At 73.6% G+C, this 17528-nt stretch carries 20 protein-coding genes; 13 read left to right on the top strand and 7 right to left on the bottom strand.

Translation table 11 applies throughout. The annotated features are described in order from the left end of the window. The first annotated feature begins 46 nt into the window (after positions 1–46). Genes argB through argH form a run of 6 tightly spaced genes read left to right on the top strand, consistent with a single transcriptional unit; the run spans position 47 to position 6341 of the window. Entirely contained in the window at positions 47–964 is a 918-nt protein-coding gene (gene argB / locus ACIQG9_RS15930; protein ID WP_400402518.1) for an acetylglutamate kinase, read from the top strand. Further along, entirely contained in the window at positions 961–2223 is a 1263-nt protein-coding gene (locus ACIQG9_RS15925; protein WP_400402516.1) for an acetylornithine transaminase, read from the top strand. The genes argB and ACIQG9_RS15925 overlap by 4 nt, the downstream gene beginning before the upstream one ends. Beyond that, positions 2220–3149, top strand: a complete 930-nt coding sequence (gene argF / locus ACIQG9_RS15920) for an ornithine carbamoyltransferase (RefSeq protein ID WP_400402514.1) — start codon at positions 2220–2222, stop codon at positions 3147–3149. Before ACIQG9_RS15925 ends, argF begins: the two co-directional genes overlap by 4 nt. After that, positions 3146–3661 carry an arginine repressor gene (locus tag ACIQG9_RS15915; protein WP_400402512.1) on the top strand — a complete coding sequence of 172 codons (516 nt, stop codon included), beginning with the start codon at positions 3146–3148 and terminating at the stop codon, positions 3659–3661. The genes argF and ACIQG9_RS15915 overlap by 4 nt, the downstream gene beginning before the upstream one ends. Beyond that, positions 3658–4863, top strand: a complete 1206-nt coding sequence (locus ACIQG9_RS15910) for an argininosuccinate synthase (protein ID WP_400402511.1) — start codon at positions 3658–3660, stop codon at positions 4861–4863. Before ACIQG9_RS15915 ends, ACIQG9_RS15910 begins: the two co-directional genes overlap by 4 nt. Before the next feature lie 14 nt (positions 4864–4877). Beyond that, entirely contained in the window at positions 4878–6341 is a 1464-nt protein-coding gene (argH, locus tag ACIQG9_RS15905) for an argininosuccinate lyase (protein WP_400403202.1), read from the top strand. A 37-nt stretch (positions 6342–6378) separates the two neighbouring features. Here argH and ACIQG9_RS15900 read toward each other — a convergent pair whose 3' ends face one another. Together ACIQG9_RS15900 and ACIQG9_RS15895 are read right to left on the bottom strand one after the other, a co-directional pair. Further along, on the bottom strand, positions 6379–6732 hold the full coding sequence (locus ACIQG9_RS15900) for an MmcQ/YjbR family DNA-binding protein (protein ID WP_400402508.1): 354 nt from the start codon (positions 6730–6732) through the stop codon (positions 6379–6381). A 90-nt stretch (positions 6733–6822) separates the two neighbouring features. After that, positions 6823–7230, bottom strand: a complete 408-nt coding sequence (locus tag ACIQG9_RS15895) for a DNA-binding protein (RefSeq protein WP_400402506.1) — start codon at positions 7228–7230, stop codon at positions 6823–6825. A 46-nt stretch (positions 7231–7276) separates the two neighbouring features. Between ACIQG9_RS15895 and ACIQG9_RS15890 the strand changes: the two genes are divergently transcribed. The 3 genes from ACIQG9_RS15890 to ACIQG9_RS15880 all read left to right on the top strand — a co-directional run bounded on the left by ACIQG9_RS15890 (position 7277) and on the right by ACIQG9_RS15880 (position 9773). After that, on the top strand, positions 7277–7882 hold the full coding sequence (locus tag ACIQG9_RS15890) for a DNA-3-methyladenine glycosylase (protein WP_400402504.1): 606 nt from the start codon (positions 7277–7279) through the stop codon (positions 7880–7882). Between the two features lie 161 nt (positions 7883–8043). Next, positions 8044–9150: an LLM class flavin-dependent oxidoreductase gene (locus tag ACIQG9_RS15885; RefSeq protein ID WP_400402502.1), complete on the top strand. Its 1107-nt coding sequence runs from the start codon at positions 8044–8046 to the stop codon at positions 9148–9150. Then, complete coding sequence (locus ACIQG9_RS15880; protein ID WP_400402500.1) at positions 9147–9773, top strand: FMN reductase; 627 nt, start codon at positions 9147–9149, stop codon at positions 9771–9773. The genes ACIQG9_RS15885 and ACIQG9_RS15880 overlap by 4 nt, the downstream gene beginning before the upstream one ends. Positions 9774–9776: 3 nt before the next feature. Here the strand turns inward: ACIQG9_RS15880 and ACIQG9_RS15875 are convergent, their stop codons facing one another. Then, positions 9777–10652 (bottom strand): universal stress protein, encoded by an 876-nt coding sequence (locus tag ACIQG9_RS15875; protein ID WP_400402498.1) that lies wholly within the window; start codon positions 10650–10652, stop codon positions 9777–9779. Positions 10653–10789: 137 nt separating this feature from the next. Between ACIQG9_RS15875 and ACIQG9_RS15870 the strand changes: the two genes are divergently transcribed. From ACIQG9_RS15870 to ACIQG9_RS15860, 3 genes are all read left to right on the top strand, one after another. Beyond that, a complete protein-coding gene (locus ACIQG9_RS15870) occupies positions 10790–11293 on the top strand; it encodes a GNAT family N-acetyltransferase (protein WP_400402496.1) in 504 nt (167 codons plus the stop codon). Positions 11294–11302: 9 nt separating this feature from the next. Further along, positions 11303–11938 (top strand): hypothetical protein, encoded by a 636-nt coding sequence (locus ACIQG9_RS15865; protein WP_400402495.1) that lies wholly within the window; start codon positions 11303–11305, stop codon positions 11936–11938. A gap of 142 nt (positions 11939–12080) precedes the next feature. Further along, positions 12081–13403: a hemolysin family protein gene (locus ACIQG9_RS15860; RefSeq protein ID WP_400402493.1), complete on the top strand. Its 1323-nt coding sequence runs from the start codon at positions 12081–12083 to the stop codon at positions 13401–13403. 11 nt (positions 13404–13414) lie between these two features. Here the strand turns inward: ACIQG9_RS15860 and ACIQG9_RS15855 are convergent, their stop codons facing one another. The 4 genes from ACIQG9_RS15855 to ACIQG9_RS15840 all read right to left on the bottom strand — a co-directional run bounded on the left by ACIQG9_RS15855 (position 13415) and on the right by ACIQG9_RS15840 (position 15950). Beyond that, positions 13415–13750, bottom strand: coding sequence for a PRC-barrel domain containing protein (locus ACIQG9_RS15855; RefSeq protein ID WP_400402491.1), 336 nt, complete (start codon positions 13748–13750; stop codon positions 13415–13417). Then, a complete protein-coding gene (locus ACIQG9_RS15850) occupies positions 13737–14114 on the bottom strand; it encodes a hypothetical protein (protein ID WP_400402489.1) in 378 nt (125 codons plus the stop codon). Before ACIQG9_RS15850 ends, ACIQG9_RS15855 begins: the two co-directional genes overlap by 14 nt. After that, on the bottom strand, positions 14111–15337 hold the full coding sequence (locus ACIQG9_RS15845) for an NRAMP family divalent metal transporter (RefSeq protein WP_400402486.1): 1227 nt from the start codon (positions 15335–15337) through the stop codon (positions 14111–14113). The genes ACIQG9_RS15850 and ACIQG9_RS15845 overlap by 4 nt, the downstream gene beginning before the upstream one ends. A 223-nt stretch (positions 15338–15560) precedes the next feature. Beyond that, positions 15561–15950, bottom strand: a complete 390-nt coding sequence (locus ACIQG9_RS15840) for a PaaI family thioesterase (RefSeq protein WP_400402483.1) — start codon at positions 15948–15950, stop codon at positions 15561–15563. Between the two features lie 96 nt (positions 15951–16046). Here ACIQG9_RS15840 and tyrS point away from each other — a divergent pair, with 96 nt between their 5' ends. Beyond that, on the top strand, positions 16047–17339 hold the full coding sequence (tyrS, locus tag ACIQG9_RS15835; RefSeq protein ID WP_400402481.1) for a tyrosine--tRNA ligase: 1293 nt from the start codon (positions 16047–16049) through the stop codon (positions 17337–17339). The last annotated feature ends 189 nt before the right edge of the window (positions 17340–17528 follow it).

Genomic DNA, 17528 nt, shown 5'->3' with positions numbered 1-17528 from the left:
CGGCGCAGCCCGGTCCCGCGGTCGGGCCCGGAAGGCCGGTGCGGTCGTGAGCCTCTCCGCCGACCTCGTCCGGGCCCAGGTCAAGGCCGAGACGCTGATCGAGGCGCTGCCCTGGCTGGCCCGCTTCTCCGGGGCCACCGTGGTGGTCAAGTACGGCGGCAACGCGATGGTCGACCCCGCGCTCCAGCGCGCCTTCGCCGCCGACATGGTGTTCCTGCGCTACGCCGGCCTCAAGCCGGTCGTGGTGCACGGCGGTGGGCCGCAGATCTCCGCGATGCTGGGTCGGCTCGGCATCGCCAGCGAGTTCCGGGGTGGCCTGCGGGTCACCACCCCGGAGGCGATGGACGTCGTCCGGATGGTGCTGGTCGGCCAGGTCGGCCGGGAACTGGTCGGGCTGGTCAACGCGTACGGCCCGTTCGCCGTCGGCCTCTCCGGCGAGGACGGCGGCCTGTTCACCGCGGTACGGCGGCCCGCGTACGTCGACGGCGAGGCGGTCGACGTCGGACAGGTCGGCGACGTGGAGTCGGTGGACGTCTCCGCGGTGGCCGACCTGATCGCGGCCGGCCGGATCCCGGTGATCTCCACCGTCGCGCCGGACGCCGACGGGGTGCTGCACAACCTCAACGCCGACACCGCCGCCGCCGCGCTCGCGATCGCCCTGGACGCCCGCAAGCTGGTCGTCCTCACCGACGTCGCCGGCCTGTACGCCGACTGGCCGGACACCACCAGCCTGGTCAGCGAGATCGACAGCGACGCGCTGGCGAAGCTGCTGCCGTCCCTGGAGGCGGGCATGGTGCCGAAGATGGAGGCCTGCCTGCGGGCGGTGCGCGGGGGAGTGCCCGCCGCGCACGTCGTCGACGGTCGGGTGGCCCACTCCACGCTGCTGGAGGTCTTCACCTCCGAAGGGTTCGGCACGATGGTCGCCGACGTCCCGCCGAACGAGGAAGGCACGGTCTCGCCATGAGCACGCTGGTGGAACGCTGGGGCCAGTCCATGATGGACAACTACGGCACCCCGCCGTTGGCGCTGGTCTCCGGCTCCGGCGCGGTCGTCGTCGACGAGGCCGGCCGGGAGTACGTCGACCTGCTCGGCGGCATCGCGGTCAACGCCCTCGGGCACGCCCACCCGGCCGTGGTGGCCGCCGTGTCCCGGCAGGTCGCCACCCTCGGCCACGTCTCCAACCTCTTCGTCGCCGAACCGCCGGTGGCCCTGGCCGAGCTGCTGCTGGCCCTCGCCGGCCGGCCTGGCCGGGTCTTCCTCGCCAACTCCGGCGCGGAGGCCAACGAGGCGGCCTTCAAGCTCTCCCGGCTCACCGGCCGGTCGCACGTGGTGGCCGCCCGGGGCGGCTTCCACGGCCGGACGATGGGCGCCCTCGCCCTCACCGGCCAGCCGGCGAAGGCCGACCCGTTCCGCCCGCTGCCCGGCAACGTCACCCACGTGCCCTACGGGGACGTGACCGCGCTGGAGGCGGCCGTCACCGACGCCACCGCGATGGTGATCCTGGAGCCGGTGCAGGGCGAGAACGGGGTGGTCGTACCGCCCGCCGGCTACCTGGTGGCGGCCCGGCGGATCACCGCCCGGCACGGCGCGCTGCTGGTCCTCGACGAGGTGCAGACCGGCGTCGGCCGCACCGGCCACTGGTTCGCCCACCAGGCCGAAGGCGTCGAGCCGGACATCGTCACCCTCGCCAAGGGCCTCGGCGGCGGCCTGCCCATCGGCGCCTGCCTGGCCTTCGGCCGGGCCGCCGGGCTGCTCGCCCCCGGCTCGCACGGCACCACCTTCGGCGGCAACCCGGTGAGCTGCGCCGCCGCCCTCGCGGTGATCTCCACCATCGCCAGCGAGGGGCTGCTCGACCACGTCAAGCGGACCGGCGAGAGGCTGCGCCGGGGCGTCGAGGCGCTCGGCCACCCGCTCGTCGCCGAGGTACGCGGCGCCGGGCTGCTGCTCGGCATCGTGCTCACCGAACCGGTCTCCGGCCCAGTCGCCGGCGCGCTGCGTACGGCGGGTTTCCTGGTCAACCCGGTGCAGCCGGGCGTGGTCCGGCTCGCCCCGCCGCTGATCCTCACCGCCGAGCAGGTCGACGCCTTCCTGGCCGTCCTCCCCGTCGCCCTCGACGCGGCGGCCACGTCGGATCCCGACGGGAAGCGGCTCCCCGAGGGGTCGCACTCCGCCAGGACCTCGACGCCGCCCACCACCTCGACCCCGACGGAGACGCGCGCATGATCCGGCACTTCCTGGCCGACGACGACCTCACCCCGGCCGAGCAGTCGACGGTGCTCGACCTGGCCGCCCGGATGAAGGCCGACCGGTTCGGGCACACGCCGCTGGCCGGGCCGCGTTCGGTGGCGGTGCTCTTCGACAAGCAGAGCCTGCGCACCCGGATCTCCTTCGACGCCGGCATCGCCGAACTCGGCGGCCACCCGCTGGTGGTGGACACCCAGGTCACCCACTTCGGCCGGGGCGAGACGCTCGCCGACGCCGGCCGGGTGCTCTCCCGGTACGTCGCCGCGATCGTGCTGCGCACCCACGGCGACGACCGGATCGCCGAGGTCGCCTCGCACGCCACCGTGCCGGTGGTCAACGCGCTCACCGACGGCTACCACCCGTGCCAGCTCCTCGCCGACCTGCTCACCGTCCGGGAACACTGCGGCGGCACCGCCGGCCGCACCCTGGCGTACGTCGGCGACGCGGCGAACAACCTCGCCCACTCGTACCTGCTGGCCGGGGCGACCGCCGGGATGCACGTCCGGGTGGCCGGTCCGGCCGGCTTCCAGCCCGACCGCGACGTACTGGCCCGGGCCGAGAAGATCGCCGTCAGCACCGGCGGGTCGGTGCGGGCGCTGGTCGACCCGGTCGAGGCGGTCCGGGGCGCCGACGTGGTGGCCACCGACACCTGGACCTCGATGGGCCAGGAGGACGACGGACTGGACCGGATCACCCCGTTCCTGCCGTACCAGGTCAACGACGCGCTGCTCGGCCACGCCGGGCCGGACGCCGTCGTGCTGCACTGCCTGCCCGCCCACCGGGGCGAGGAGATCACCGACGAGGTGCTCGACGGCCCGCACAGCGCGGTCTTCGACCAGGCGGAGAATCGGCTGCACGCCCAGAAGGCGCTGCTGACGTTTCTCCTGGAGGCATCCACCTCATGACCGCCCCGTTGACCCGCGCCGCCCGGCACGCCCGCATCGTCGAGCTGATCCGGGACCGGGCGATCCGCTCGCAGACCGAACTGGCCGACCTGCTCGCCGCCGACGGCGTGCAGGTCACCCAGGCCACCCTGTCGCGGGACCTGGAGGAGTTGGGCGCGGTCAAGGCCCGGGGCGGCGACGGGCGGGCCGGCTACCTGATCCCCGAGGACGGCCACCGGCCGCTGCGCGACGCCGAGGCGGCCCCCGCCCGGCTGGTCCGGCTGCTGCGTGAGCTGCTCAACGGGGTCGACTCCAGCGGCAACATCGCCGTACTGCGCACCCCGCCGGGCGCAGCCCACTACCTGGCCAGCGCGTTGGACCGAGCGGGCCTGACCGAGGTCGTCGGCACCATCGCCGGCGACGACACCATCCTCGTCGTGGCCCGCGAGGCCGACGGCGGGGCCGCCCTCGGCGACAAGCTCGCCGGGTGGGCCCGCCGCGAAGAGAACGTTGAAGGGAGCAGCACACCATGACCGAGCGGGTCGTCCTTGCGTACTCCGGGGGTCTGGACACCTCCGTCGCCATTCCGTACCTGGCCGAGCAGACCGGCGCCGAGATCATCGCGGTGGCGGTCGACGTCGGGCAGGGCGGCGAGGACCTCGACGCCATCCGGCAGCGCGCCCTGGACTGCGGCGCGGTGGAGTCGGAGGTGGTGGACGCGCGCGACGAGTTCGCCGCCGAATACTGCCTGCCGGCGATCCGGGCCAACGCCCTCTACATGGACCGCTACCCGCTGGTCTCGGCGCTGTCCCGGCCGCTGATCGTGAAGCACCTGGTGGCCGCCGCCCGCAAGCACGGCGGCACGATCGTGTCGCACGGGTGCACCGGCAAGGGCAACGACCAGGTTCGGTTCGAGGTCGGCCTGGGTGCGCTCGCCTCCGACCTGCGGATCGTCGCCCCGGCCCGGGACTTCGCCTGGACCCGGGACAAGGCGATCGCGTTCGCCGAGGAGAAGGGCCTGCCGATCGACGTGTCGGCCAAGTCGCCGTACTCCATCGACCAGAACCTGTGGGGCCGCGCGGTGGAGACCGGCTTCCTGGAGGACATCTGGAACGCCCCGATCGAGGACCTGTACTCCTACACCTCCGATCCGGCCGAGCCGCGCGACGCCGACGAGGTCGTGATCACCTTCGACGGTGGCAACCCGGTCGCCATCGACGGCGAGACGGTCACCCCGTACCAGGCGATCCTGGAGCTGAACCGGCGGGCCGGCGCGCAGGGCGTCGGCCGGCTCGACATGGTCGAGGACCGGCTCGTCGGCATCAAGAGCCGCGAGGTGTACGAGGCCCCCGGCGCGCTCGCCCTGATCACCGCCCACCAGGAGCTGGAGGCGGTCACCGTCGAGCGGGACCTGGCCCGGTTCAAGAAGAGCGTCGACCAGCGCTGGGGCGAGCTGGTCTACGACGGCCTCTGGTTCTCCCCGCTGAAGGACAGCCTGGACGCGTTCATCGACGACGCCCAGCGGCATGTCTCGGGCGAGGTGCGGCTCACCCTGCACGGTGGCCGGGCCACCGTCACCGGGCGGCGCTCCGAGGCCAGCCTCTACGACTTCGGGATGGCCACCTACGACACCGGCGACACCTTCGACCAGTCCCTCGCCAAGGGCTTCGTGCAGTTGTGGGGACTGCCGAGCAAGATGGCCGCCGCCCGGGACGCCCGGTTGGGTGGCTCCTGACCGTGGCCACCACAATGGGCGGCGTGGACGACAAGAGCCTGACCGAGAACAGCGCCGCCACCAACCGGACGAGCCTGTGGGGCGGCCGGTTCGCCGGCGGCCCCGCCGAGGCCCTCGCGCGCCTGTCGGTGAGCGTCCAGTTCGACTGGCGCCTCGCCCCGTACGACATCGCCGGCTCCCGGGCGCACGCCCGGGTGCTGGCGGGCGCCGGCCTGCTCGACCCGGACGAACTGGGCCGCATCCTGGCCGCGCTGGACGACCTGGAGGCGGCCTGCGCCTCCGGGCAGTTCCGCCCGACCATCGACGACGAGGACGTGCACACCGCGCTGGAACGGGGCCTGCTGGAGCGGCTCGGCAGCCTCGGCGGCAAGCTGCGCGCCGGCCGGTCCCGCAACGACCAGGTCGCCACCGACCTGCGGCTCTACCTGCGTGACCACGCCCGGGGGGTGGCCGCCCGGCTGGTCGAGCTGGCCGAGGCCCTGGTCGAGCAGGCCGAGCGGCACGTCGACACCGCCGCGCCCGGGATGACCCACCTCCAGCACGCCCAGCCGGTCACCTTCGGGCACTGGCTGCTGGCCCACGTCCAGCCGCTGCTGCGTGACCTGGAACGGCTGCGCGACTGGGACCACCGGACGGCGATCAGCCCGCTCGGCGCGGGTGCCCTCGCCGGCTCCGGGCTGCCGCTGGACCCGGTGGCCGTCTCCAAGGAGTTGGGCTTCCGCACCTCCTTCGCCAACTCGATGGACGCGGTGGCCGACCGGGACTTCGTCGCCGAGTTCCTCTTCGTCACCGCGCTGGTCGGGGTGCACCTGTCCCGTCTCGGCGAGGAGGTGGTGCTCTGGACGTCGCACGAGTTCGGCTGGGTCGAGCTGGACGACGCGTTCGCCACCGGTTCGTCGATCATGCCGCAGAAGAAGAACGCGGACATCGCCGAGCTGGCCCGGGGCAAGTCCGGCCGGCTGGTCGGCGGGTTGATGAGCGTGCTGACCATGCTCAAGGGCCTGCCGATGACGTACGACCGGGACATGCAGGAGGACAAGGAGCCGGCCTTCGACGCGGTCGACACCCTGGAGCTGCTGCTGCCCGCCCTGGCCGGGATGATCTCCACGATGACGGTCCGGGTGGACCGCCTGGTGGCCGCCGCGCCGGTCGGCTTCTCCCTCGCCACCGAGGTCGCCGACTGGCTGGTCCGGCGCAACGTGCCGTTCCGTGACGCGCACGAGATCACCGGCAAGCTGGTGGCGCTCTGCGTGGCCCGCGACTGCGCCCTCGACGAGGTCTCCGACGCCGACCTGGGCGCGGTCAGCGAGCACCTCGACCCGTCGGTGCGCGACGTGCTGTCGGTCCGGTCGGCGCTGGCCGCCCGGACCACCCCCGGCTCGACCGGTCCCGGTCCGGTGGCCGACCAGCTCGCCACCGCGGCGGACAAACTGGCCGGTTGGCGGGAGTGGGCCGCCGAGCGGGTCGTCCCCCGCTGAGGTCGTCGGGTCGGCGCGGCGCGGGCCGCGCCGACCCTCAGGCGGTCGGACGTTCGCGTTTCGGCAGCTTCGCCACCACCGCGTCGTACGAGGTGTCGACCGCTTCGGTCAACTCCTCGTCGGGGATCCCGCCGTTCAGGTTCAGCGCGTTCCAGCCGCTCCGTCCGACGTAGGGCATCGGCCGCGCGTCGGCGGGGAAGCGGTGCAGCCACTCGTCGGCGACCTCGCGGGTCGGCCCGCACTTCACGCCGACGCGCGCCTCGCCGTCGGGTGCGCCGAGGAAGGCGAAGATCCGGCTGCCCACCTTCACCACCTCGTCGCCCTCCCAGGGCCGGTCGAGCCAGGTGCCCGGCTTGTCGAGGCAGTACGCCAGCATCTCCTCGCGCGTCATCTCGTCCTCCCGGTGGCAGGTTGCCCCCAGTCTCGCCGACACCGTCCTTGATCGCGGGCCGGGCGGGGTGCCGGCCGCGCCCCGGGTGGTCTAGATGGTACGGGCGGTCAGGCGTTCGGCGCGCTGCTTGGCGGCCTGGGCGCTGCCCAGGCCCAGCCCGAAGGCGATCGTCTGCCAGGTCAGTCCACGGGCGCGGGCCAGCCCGAGCAGCCCGGCCTCCAGTGCGTCGAGTTCGGCGCGCAGGTGGGGCAGCAGGGTCAGCGCGGCGGTCAGGTCCGTCTCGTCGACCGGTTCCTCGTCCGCGTCCGGCGGGGTGCCGCCGGCGGCGAGGGCGGTGACCACCGCGACGGCCTCCCACGGGTCCGCCAGGTACGGGTTGGTGTGCCGGCGGCGGCGCGACTCGGTGCCGGCGTGCCGCTCGGTGAGCCGGTGCAGTGCGGCATAGGTGCGTTCGGCCCGGGCCCGGGCGGCGTCGGGCGCGGCGAAGGAGTCGGTCATGTTGCCCAGCACAGCGCATCAACGAGATATTGTCAACGTTATGTTGATGGACTATCCCTGGCTACACGCCCCGGCCGCCCAGGTGGCCGAGACGGCGCGGACGCTGCTCGGCTGGGAGGTCGCGGCCGGCGGCGTCCGGATCCGGCTGACCGAGGTCGAGGCGTACGCCGGCACCGGAGCGGATCCCGCCTCGCACGCCCATCGCGGCCCCACGCCCCGGACGCAGGTGATGTTCGGGCCGCCCGGACACGCCTACACGTACTTCGTGTTCGGCGTGCACTGGTGCCTCAACATCGTCTGCGGTGACCGGGGCGAGGCGGCGGCCGTCCTGCTCCGGGCCGGTGAGGTGGTCGACGGGCTGCCGGCCGCCCGCGAGCGCCGAGGGAACGTCGCGGACCGTGACCTGGCCCGTGGACCGGCCCGACTCGTGGTCGCGCTGGGCGTCACCGCGGCGGCGAACGGCACCTCGGTGATCGACGGGAGCGGTCCGCTGCTGCTCACCCCGCCGACGCGCCCGGTTGCCCGCTCGGCCGTCTCCGCCGGCCCACGGGTCGGCGTGGCCGCCGCCCACGACGTGCCCTGGCGCTACTGGATCACCGGCGACCCGACGGTCAGCGCCTACCGCCGGCACGTCCCCCGGCGACGAGCCTGACGTGACCCGCCAGATCGGGTGGGTCGGGCGAGCCGCCGGCCGGCGGGTGACCGGCGCCACCCCGCCCACCGCCGCCAACGGAATAGTTGACTCGTCAAATATGTTGTCCGCGACGTCCGGGTGCCACGACGGTCCCGGCAGGCAGACGCGAGGAGCTGGTCATGCAGTTCGGAGTCTTCACCGTCGGCGACGTCACGGTCGACCCGACCACCGGACGGGAGCCGACCGAGCACGAGCGGATCAAGGCGATGGTGGCCATCGCGCTCAAGGCCGAGGAGGTCGGCCTGGACGTCTTCGCCACCGGCGAGCACCACAACCGGCCGTTCGTGCCCTCGTCGCCCACCACCCTGCTCGGCCACATCGCCGCCCGCACCGAGCGGCTGCTGCTGTCCACCTCGACCACGCTGATCACCACCAACGACCCGGTGAAGATCGCCGAGGACTACGCCATGCTCCAGCACCTCGCCGACGGCCGGGTGGACCTGATGCTGGGGCGCGGCAACACCGGACCGGTCTACCCGTGGTTCGGGCAGGACATCCGCAACGGCATCGCGCTCGCCATCGAGAACTACGACCTGCTGCACCGGCTGTGGCGCGAGGACACGGTCGACTGGCAGGGGAAGTTCCGCACCCCGTTGCAGTCGTTCACCTCGACCCCGCGCCCGCTCGACGGCGTCGCGCCGTTCGTCTGGCACGGCTCGATCCGCAGCCCGGAGATCGCCGAGCAGGCCGCCTACTACGGTGACGGCTTCTTCGCCAACCACATCTTCTGGCCCCGGGAGCACACCCAGCGGATGGTCGGCCTCTACCGGCAGCGCTTCGCCCACTACGGCCACGGCACCCCCGAGCAGGCCATCGTCGGCCTCGGCGGCCAGGTGTTCATGCGGCGGAACTCCCAGGACGCGGTCCGCGAGTTCCGGCCGTACTTCGACAACGCCCCGGTCTACGGGCACGGGCCGTCGCTGGAGGAGTTCAGCCGGCAGACCCCGCTGACCGTGGGCAGCCCGCAGCAGGTCATCGACCGGACCCTGGGCTTCCGCGAGTACGTCGGCGACTACCAGCGGCAACTCTTCCTGATGGACCACGCCGGCCTGCCCCTGAAGACCGTGCTGGAGCAACTCGACCTGCTCGGCGCGGAGGTCGTCCCGGTGCTGCGCAAGGAGTTCGACTCGCGGCGTCCCGCGAACGTGCCCGCGGCGCCCACCCACGCCTCGCTGGTCGCCGCCCGGGTCGCCGCCGACCTGGCCGGTGCGGAGAGCGTCCGATGACCCGGCGCACCCTGGCCGTGGTGTCGGCCGGGCTCGGCCAGCCCTCGTCCACCCGGCTGCTCGCCGACCAACTCGCCACGGCCGCCCGCGACGAGCTGGTCCGGCGCGGCGCCGACGTGGCGCTGCGGGTGGTCGAGCTGCGCGACCACGCCCACGACGTGGTGAACAACCTGCTCACCGGGTTCCCGTCGGCCGACCTGCGGGCCGCCCTCGACGCGGTGACCGGCGCCGACGGCATCGTCGCCGTCACACCGATCTTCAACGCGTCGTACAACGGGCTGTTCAAGTCCTTCTTCGACGTGGTGGACGCCCAGGCGCTGGTCGACCGGCCGGTGCTGATCGGCGCGACCGGCGGCACCGCCCGGCACTCGCTCGCCCTGGAACACGCCGTCCGGCCGATGTTCGGTCACCTGCGCGCGGTGGTGGTGCCGACCTCGGTCTTCGCCGCCCCGGAGGACTGGTCCGGCGGCACCGCCGACGGGGCGCTGCGGGCCCGCATCCGCCGGGCCGGCGCCGAACTGGCCGACCAGGTCGACCGGCGCGCGCCGGCCACCGGCCCGGCCGACCCGTTCGCGCTCACCACCGACTTCGCCCAGCTCCTCGGCGGCGGCCGGGACGACTGACCCTCACCGGTACGGGTGGGCCACCAGCACCGGGCAGTGCGCGTGCTGCGCCACCGCCTGGCTGACCGAACCGAGCAGCAGCCCGGCGAAGCCGCCCCGGCCCCGGGTGCCGACGGCCAGCACCGCGGCCGTCCCGCTCGCCTCGACCAGGCCCTGCGGCACGCTGGCCGCCCGGACCGGGTGCTCCCGCACCACCAGGTCCGGGTGGTCGGCGCGGACCGTGGCGGACGCCTCGGCGAGCAGCCGCGCCGCGTGCGCCCGGTGCGCGGCGTCGGACTCCTCCGCCTCCTCCTCCGGCAGCGCCCGGTCCTGCTCCGCCGGCCCGACGTGCACCAGCAGCAGGGCGACGCCCCGCCGGGCCGCCTCGGCGGCGGCCTGACCGGCGGCGAGCCGGGCGGCGTCCGAGCCGTCCACCCCGACCAGCACCGGCCGGTCCCCCGGGATCGGCTGCTCGTCCGGGCGTACCACCAGCACCGGGCAGTGCGCGTGCGCGGCGACCTGGGTGCCGACCGAGCCGAGCAGCAACCCGGCGAAGCCGCCCAGCCCTCGGCTGCCCACCACCACCAGATCGGCCCGGCGGGACTCCTCGACCAGCGTGGCGCCCGGCCCGCCGGCCACCTCACGCACCTCCACCACCAGCCCCGGCCACCGGCCGGTCAGCTCGCCCGCCGTCCGCGTCAACATCTGCCGCGCCTCGTCCGACGGCGCCGGCACCCCCAGGTCGTACGGGTTGAGCGGCACGCCGTAGCCGAGCGGGTGCAGGTAGCCGTGCACCAGGTGCAGGGGCGCGGACCGCAGCACCGCCGCGTGCGCGGCGTGTTCCGCGGCGACCAGACTGGACGGCGAGCCGTCCACGCCCACCACGACAGGTCGGTTCATCGGCGCTCCTAGGGTCGGCTCAGCCCATTGTCGGCGTACCCCGGTCCCGGCTCCGGGATGTCCGCCGGCCGGCGCGCCGCCGGCCGGCCCGGGCCACAGGTCCCGGCGGTGTCGGTGCCGGCACGTATCCTCCGGCGGTGACTGCCGACCTGCTGCTGCGCCCGGTGCGCGACGACGACCTGCCGCACTTCTTCGCCCACGAGCAGGATCCGAAGGCCACCTGGATGGCCGCCTTCGGCCCGGCCGACCCGGCCGACCGCGCGGCGTTCGACGCGCACTGGGCGCGGATCCGCGCCGATCCACGGATCGTCTCCCGCACGGTGGTCGTCGACGGCGAGGTGGTCGGCCGGGTGGCCGCCTTCCCGGTGGTCGAGCGCACCGAGGTCAGCTACTGGGTCGATCCGCGTCGGTGGGGGCGCGGCCACGCCACCGCCGCGCTGTCCGCGTTGCTCCGCGAACTGCCGCAACGACCGGTGCACGCCCGCGCCGCGAAGGACAACCACGCCTCCCTGGCGGTGCTGCGCAAGTGCGGCTTCGTCGTGGTCGGCGAGGACTCCGGCTACGCCAACGGCCGGGGCGCGGAGGTGCCGGAGTGGGTGCTGGAGCTGCCCGCCGTGCCGACTGACCAGGGCAACCACTAGTCTCGCGGGGTGAATTGGCTGGAACTCGTCGGCTGGGCCGGCTCCGCGCTGCTGGTCTGGTCGCTGCTGCAGACGCGCATCCTGCGGCTGCGTGCCCTCAACCTGGTCGGCTGCCTGATCCTGATCGGCTACAACGCCGCGGTGCAGGTCTGGCCGATGGTCGGCCTCAACGTGGTGCTCGCCGTGATCAACGTGTGGTACCTGCGGTCGATGCTGGCCACCCGGCACGACGAGCAGACCTACCAGGTGGTCGAGGTGGACGCCGGGGACCAGTTCCTCGCGCACACGCTGCGGGTGCACGCCGCCGACATCGCCCGGTTCAACCCGGGCTTCCGGGGGGTGCCGGTCGACGCGGACGGGTCGGCGTTCCTGGTGGTCCGGGCGGACGAGGTGGTCGGTGTGGTGCTGTCGCACGCCGAGGCGGACGGGATCGCCCAGATCGACCTCGACTACGTCACCCAGCGGTTCCGCGACTTCACCCCCGGCGAGTTCGTCTACCGGCGCAGCAGCCTGTTCACCGACCGGGGTTTCCGCCGGGTGGTCAGCCCACCCGGCATGGTCGCCCCGTACTACCACCGGCTTGGCTTCCGCCCCGAGGGCGGCTCGTACGTCCTCGACCTGCCACCGGTCACCGGCCGGGGCTGACCCCGGCCCGGCCGCCGATCGGCCGGCGGAGGGTTCGCGCAGCGCCCCGCTGGGCACAGTCAGCGCTACGCCGGGCGGGTCCTCCGTCCGGTGGCGCCGGCCGTGGTGGCCGGTGCCCACCGCCTGAGGGAGAGTGCCGGGCGTGCAGAGCTACTGGAGCCAACTGGCCCTGGTCGGAGTCCTGGTGGTGCTCAACGCGATCTTCGCGGGCAGCGAGATGGCGCTGGTCTCGCTGCGGGACAGCCAGCTACAACGGCTGGAACGCACCAGCCGGGCCGGGCAGGTGCTCGCCCGGCTGGCCAAGGACCCGAACCGGTTCCTCGCCACCATCCAGATCGGCATCACCCTGGCCGGCTTCCTGGCCTCGGCCGCCGCGGCGGTCTCCCTGGCCAAGCCGCTGGTGCCGCTGCTCGGTCTGCTCGGCGGGGCCGCCGAGACGGTGGCCATCGTGGTGGTGACCCTGGCGCTGACCTTCGTCACGCTGGTCTTCGGTGAGCTGGCCCCGAAGCGGATCGCGATGCAGCGCGCCGAGCGCTGGGCGCTGCTGGTGGCCCGCCCCCTGGACGTGCTGTCGAGCTTCACCCGGCCGGCGGTCTGGGCGCTCGGCGCCACCAGCGACCTGGTGGTCCGCCTCGCCGGGGTGGACCCGGAGCACCAGCCCGACGAGATCGGCCCGGACGAGCTGCGGGACATCGTCGCCGGCAACCACGGCTTCACCAAGGAGCAGCGGACCATCATCGCCGGCGCGGTGGAGATCGCCGACCGGCAGTTGCGGGCGGTGCTCGTACCCCGGTTGCAGGTCTTCACGCTCGACAGCGGGACCACCGCGGAGGCGGCCCGGCTGGTGCTGGCCGCCACCGGCCACTCCCGGGCCCCGGTGGTGCGCCACGGCGGTCTCGACGACGCGGTCGGGGTGATCCACCTGCGGGACCTGGTGGGTGTGCCGGACGACCGGCCGGTCGACGACTGTGCCCGCCCGCCGATGCTGCTGCCCGACTCGCTGCCGGTGGTGGACGCGCTGCGCCAGTTCAAGGCCGAACGGCAGCACATCGCCCTGGTGGTGGACGAGCGCGGCGCGGTCGACGGCATCGTCACCCTGGAGGACATCCTGGAGGAGATCGTCGGCGAGATCTACGACGAGACCGACCGGGACGTCCGATCGGTGCGTACCGAGGCCGACGGGTCGCTGGTGCTGCCCGGCACCTTCCCGGTGCACGACCTGCCGGACATCGGCGTCGAGGTGCCCGGCCGGCCGGGTGGCGACTACACCACGGTCGCCGGCATGGTGCTCTCCTGCCTCGGGCACATCCCCACCGTCGCGGGGGAGAACGTCACCATCGACGGCTGGGAGCTGACGGTCACCGACATCGACCACCGCGCCATCACCCAGGTCCGGCTGTGCCGGGTGGCGGCGCCGACGGAGACCGACGAGGCGGAGCCGGTCCTCGACGAGGCGCGCGGCTGAGCCGGCCCCGGTCAGCCGGCCGGGTCCGGCCCCGGCCGGTCAGCCGGGTCGCCGAACGGGAAGCCCGGCACCGGCGGCCGGAGCTGCACCTGGTCGGCGGGGAACTGGCGGGTGCCCCGACTCAGTGCCCGGGAGGCCACCCGGATCGCCCACGGGCCGGCCGGGTGGCGTTCGGCCCCGATCAGCCGGCCCCACGCCCGGCTCCACGAGCGGGTGGTCACCACCACGTCGGTCAGGCTGAGCCGGCCGTCCGGGAAGTCCCCCCGCACCACCACGTCGACCACCCGGCCGAGCCGGCGGCCGTGCAGGTCGTAGGCGGTCCGCCCGAGCAGCTCACCCGCTCGCACGGCCAGCTCCGGGAATCCGGTCGATCAGGTGCCGGCGCAGCCACGCCTCCACCGGCGGGCGGGGCAACTCGTCGGCGCGGGCACGCAGCCGCACCGCGCTGTCGATCCGGGCGACCTCGCGGAACGGGATGCGCAGCGGCACCGCCGGTTCGTCGGTGAACCGGTCGGCCAGCGCCACCAGCAGCCGCCCGACCCGGCCGCCGATCCGCTGGCCGAGCGCCGCCTGACCGGTCAGCAGGCACGCCACGTAGGGCAGGCCCCGGTCGTCGACGGCGAACTCGACGTCGTCGACCTTGCCGACCAGCAGTCCGTCGGCGTCGACGATCTGCCGGTCGAGCAGTTGCCGGTCGAGCTGGATCCTCACCGGCCCATCCCCGTCCCGATCGCCAGCGGGATCGCGGCCACCGACGCGGCCACGATCACCACCAGGAAGACCGCGCCGAGCAGGTTGAGCAGCGGCCCGTTCACCCGGTCGCCCAGGTACGTCCGGTCGTTGGCCACGATCAGGATCGGCAGGTACGTCAATGGCAGCACCACCGCGCTGAGCACCAGCATGTACTCGGTCAACTGCACCGGGTCGATCGTGGTGAACAGCAGCAGCATCGCGGCCAGCACGCTGACCAGCAGCACGCTGTGGAAGCGGGCGGCCTCCCGGGGGCTGACCCGCTTGCCCCACTGCCAGCCGAAGTACTGGGCCGCCGCGTACGCCGCCGACAGCCCGGTCTCCAGCGCCGCCCCGAAGGTCACCGCGAAGAAGGCCAGCGCCGCCATCGCCAGCCCCACCCCGCCGAAGGCCAGCACCGCCGGCCGGGCGACCTCGTCGAGGCTCGTCAGCGAGACCCCGCTCGGGTGGAAGACCACGGTGGCGGTGGCGACCAGCGACAACGCCAGGAATCCGCCGACCGGGAAGCCGATCAGCACGTTGGACCGGGCGTTGGCGAGGTCGGCGGCGCTCCAGGTCTCCTCCACCCCGCCGGAGGAGAAGAAGAACACCTCGTACGGGCTGACGGTGGACGCGAACAGGGCCACCGCCACGAACCAGTACGCCCCCCAGCCCTGCCCCGCCGTACCGGGATGCAGCGCGCCGTGGCCGAGCGCGCCCCAGTTCGTCGGCAACCACAGCAGCGCGACGGCGAAGACCAGCAGGGACAGGCCGGCCAGCCCGAACACCCGCTCCATCAACTGGAAGCGCATCCGCCACAGCACCAGCCAGACGGCGAACCCCGCCACCGGGACCCAGAGCAGGTAGCTCACCCGGGAGGCCAGTTGCAGCGCCAGCGCCACCCCGCCCAGCTCCGCGGCCAGGGTGAGCACGGTGACCAGGTAGGACGCCACCAGGTTGAGCAGCGCGACGCGCGGGCCCAACCGCTCGCGGACCAGGTCGAACACCGCCCGTCCGCTGACCGCCGCGATCCGGCCGGCCATCTCCGCGTACGCGCAGATGCCGACCACGCCCAGCACCAGCACCCAGGCGTGCGCCATCCCGAACCGGGCGCCGGCCTGGCTCGCCGCCACCAGGTCGCCGACGTCGACGAAGCCCCCGATGGCCGAGAGCACGCCGAGGGTGACGCCGAGGAGCTTCCTCACGTCGGATGCGGATCGGCCGGTGTCATCGAGGCGACGATATCGGCGCAGGAACCTCTCTATCCGGCAAACCGGTCAGACCGTACTGTCCGGCTGGCCGCGAACCCCGCCGCGCCTCCCGTCGCCGGCCACCGTCGCGTTCGGGCCGCCGCGGGTCCGAACTCGACGCGGTCGCAGGGCGGGACGAGCCGGCGCGGGCCACCCGGGCCCGGGGCCGACCGCGGGGTCAGCCCCGGCTGAGGTTCTGCAACCGGACCTGGCCCCGGGAGACCAGCCGGCCCGCGGCATCGGTGATCTCCACCTGCCAGAGCTGCTGGCTGCGCCCCCGGTGCACCGGCGTGCCCACGGCGACCAGCTCACCCTCGCGCACCGCGCGGAGGAAGTCCGTCTGGTTGGACACGCCGACCACGGTGCCCCGGTCGCCGAGCCAGATCGAGCCGCCCACGCTGCCGACGGTCTCCACCACCGCGCAGTAGACGCCGCCGTGCAGGATGCCGGCCGGCTGGTGCAGCTCGGGCCGGACCTTCCACCGGATCACCACCCGGTCGCCGCTGACCTCATCGAACGTCAGCCCGAGCAGGCCGACCAGGCCACCCGTCAGATCCGGGATATCCACGACTGCTCCTCCTCGCCTCACGGGACCCGCCAGCCTAGCCGCCCCGGCCGGGCGGCAAACCCGGTACGGCCCGGGGCCGGCGATGGGGGAGAATCGGTGACCGTGACCGAGAGCAACCTCCCGCACGGGCGGGACTCCCTGACCGAAGACCTGCGGTGGCGGGGCCTGATCCAGGACTCCACCGGCCCCGACGAGCTACGCGCGCTGCTCGACGACGGGTCGGCCACCTTCTACGTGGGCTTCGATCCGACCGCGCCCAGTCTGCACGTCGGCCACCTCATGCAGGTCATCACCGCCCGCCGGCTCCAGCACGCCGGGCACCGTCCGCTGCTGCTGGTGGGTGGGGCGACCGGGCAGATCGGTGACCCGAAGGAGAGCGCGGAGCGCACGCTCAACCCGCCGGAGGTGGTGGCCGGCTGGTTCGGACGGATCCGCGACCAGCTCGCGCCCTTCGTGTCGTACACCGGGGAGAACGCGGCGCACCTGGTCAACAACCTGGACTGGACCGGTGAGATGTCGGTGGTCGAGTTCCTCCGCGACGTCGGCAAGCACTTCCCGGTCAACAAGATGCTGGCCCGCGAGGTGGTGCGGGCCCGGCTGGAGACCGGGATCAGCTTCACCGAGTTCAGCTACCAGCTACTCCAGGCCAACGACTTCTTCGAGCTGCACCGCCGGCACGGCTGCCAGCTCCAGTACGGCGGCTCCGACCAGTGGGGCAACATCACCGCCGGCGTCGACTACGTCCGGCGTCGGGGCGCCGGCCCGGTGCAGGCATTCACGACCCCCCTGGTCACCCGGTCGGACGGCACCAAGTTCGGCAAGACCGAGGGCGGCGCGGTCTGGCTCGACCCGGCCATGACCAGCCCGTACGCCTTCTACCAGTTCTGGGTCAACGCCGACGACCGGGACGTCTCCCGCTACCTGCGCTACTTCAGCTTCCGCTCCCGGGAGGAGTTGGAGGCGCTGGAGAAGGAGACGGCGGAACGACCGGCCGCCCGCGCGGCGCAACGCGCGCTGGCCGAGGAGCTGACCACCCTGGTGCACGGCGCCGAGGAGACCCGGCAGGCGATCGCCGCCAGCCAGGCGCTCTTCGGCCGTGGTTCGCTGGACGAACTGTCCCCGGAGACCCTGCGCGCGGCGCTGAGCGAGGCCGGCCTGGTGGAACTCACCGGCGAACTGCCCGACGTGGCCGGGCTGCTCCGCGACTCCGGCCTGGTGGGCGGGCTCAAGGAGGCCCGCCGGGTGATCACCGAGGGTGGCGCGTACGTCAACAACAACCGGGTCACCGATGTCGACGCCACCGTCGACCCGGCCGACCTGCTGCACGGCCGCTACCTGGTGCTGCGCCGGGGCAAGCGCTCCTTCGCCGGCGTTGAGCTGCGCGGATAGTCGCCGGACCGAGGATGTGACGGGGGACGCCCCCGGTGAATTTGACGATCAACTTGTTGGGGGCGTAACTTTCTCTCTGCCAGCGCGGAACGGACGAATCGGGGCGTATGTCCTGGAGGCCGGGGCGTGGTGTGAGTTGCTGATTTCGGGGGGTTGTTTTCCTTCGGGGTTGGGCCGGGTGGTGCCTCG

It is taken from the genome of Micromonospora sp. NPDC092111 (genome assembly GCF_044755745.1).
Classification (GTDB): Bacteria; Actinomycetota; Actinomycetes; order Mycobacteriales; family Micromonosporaceae; genus Micromonospora.
The sequence above is the reverse complement of the archived record's forward strand: the minus strand, read 5'-3'. Positions and strand labels throughout refer to the sequence as shown.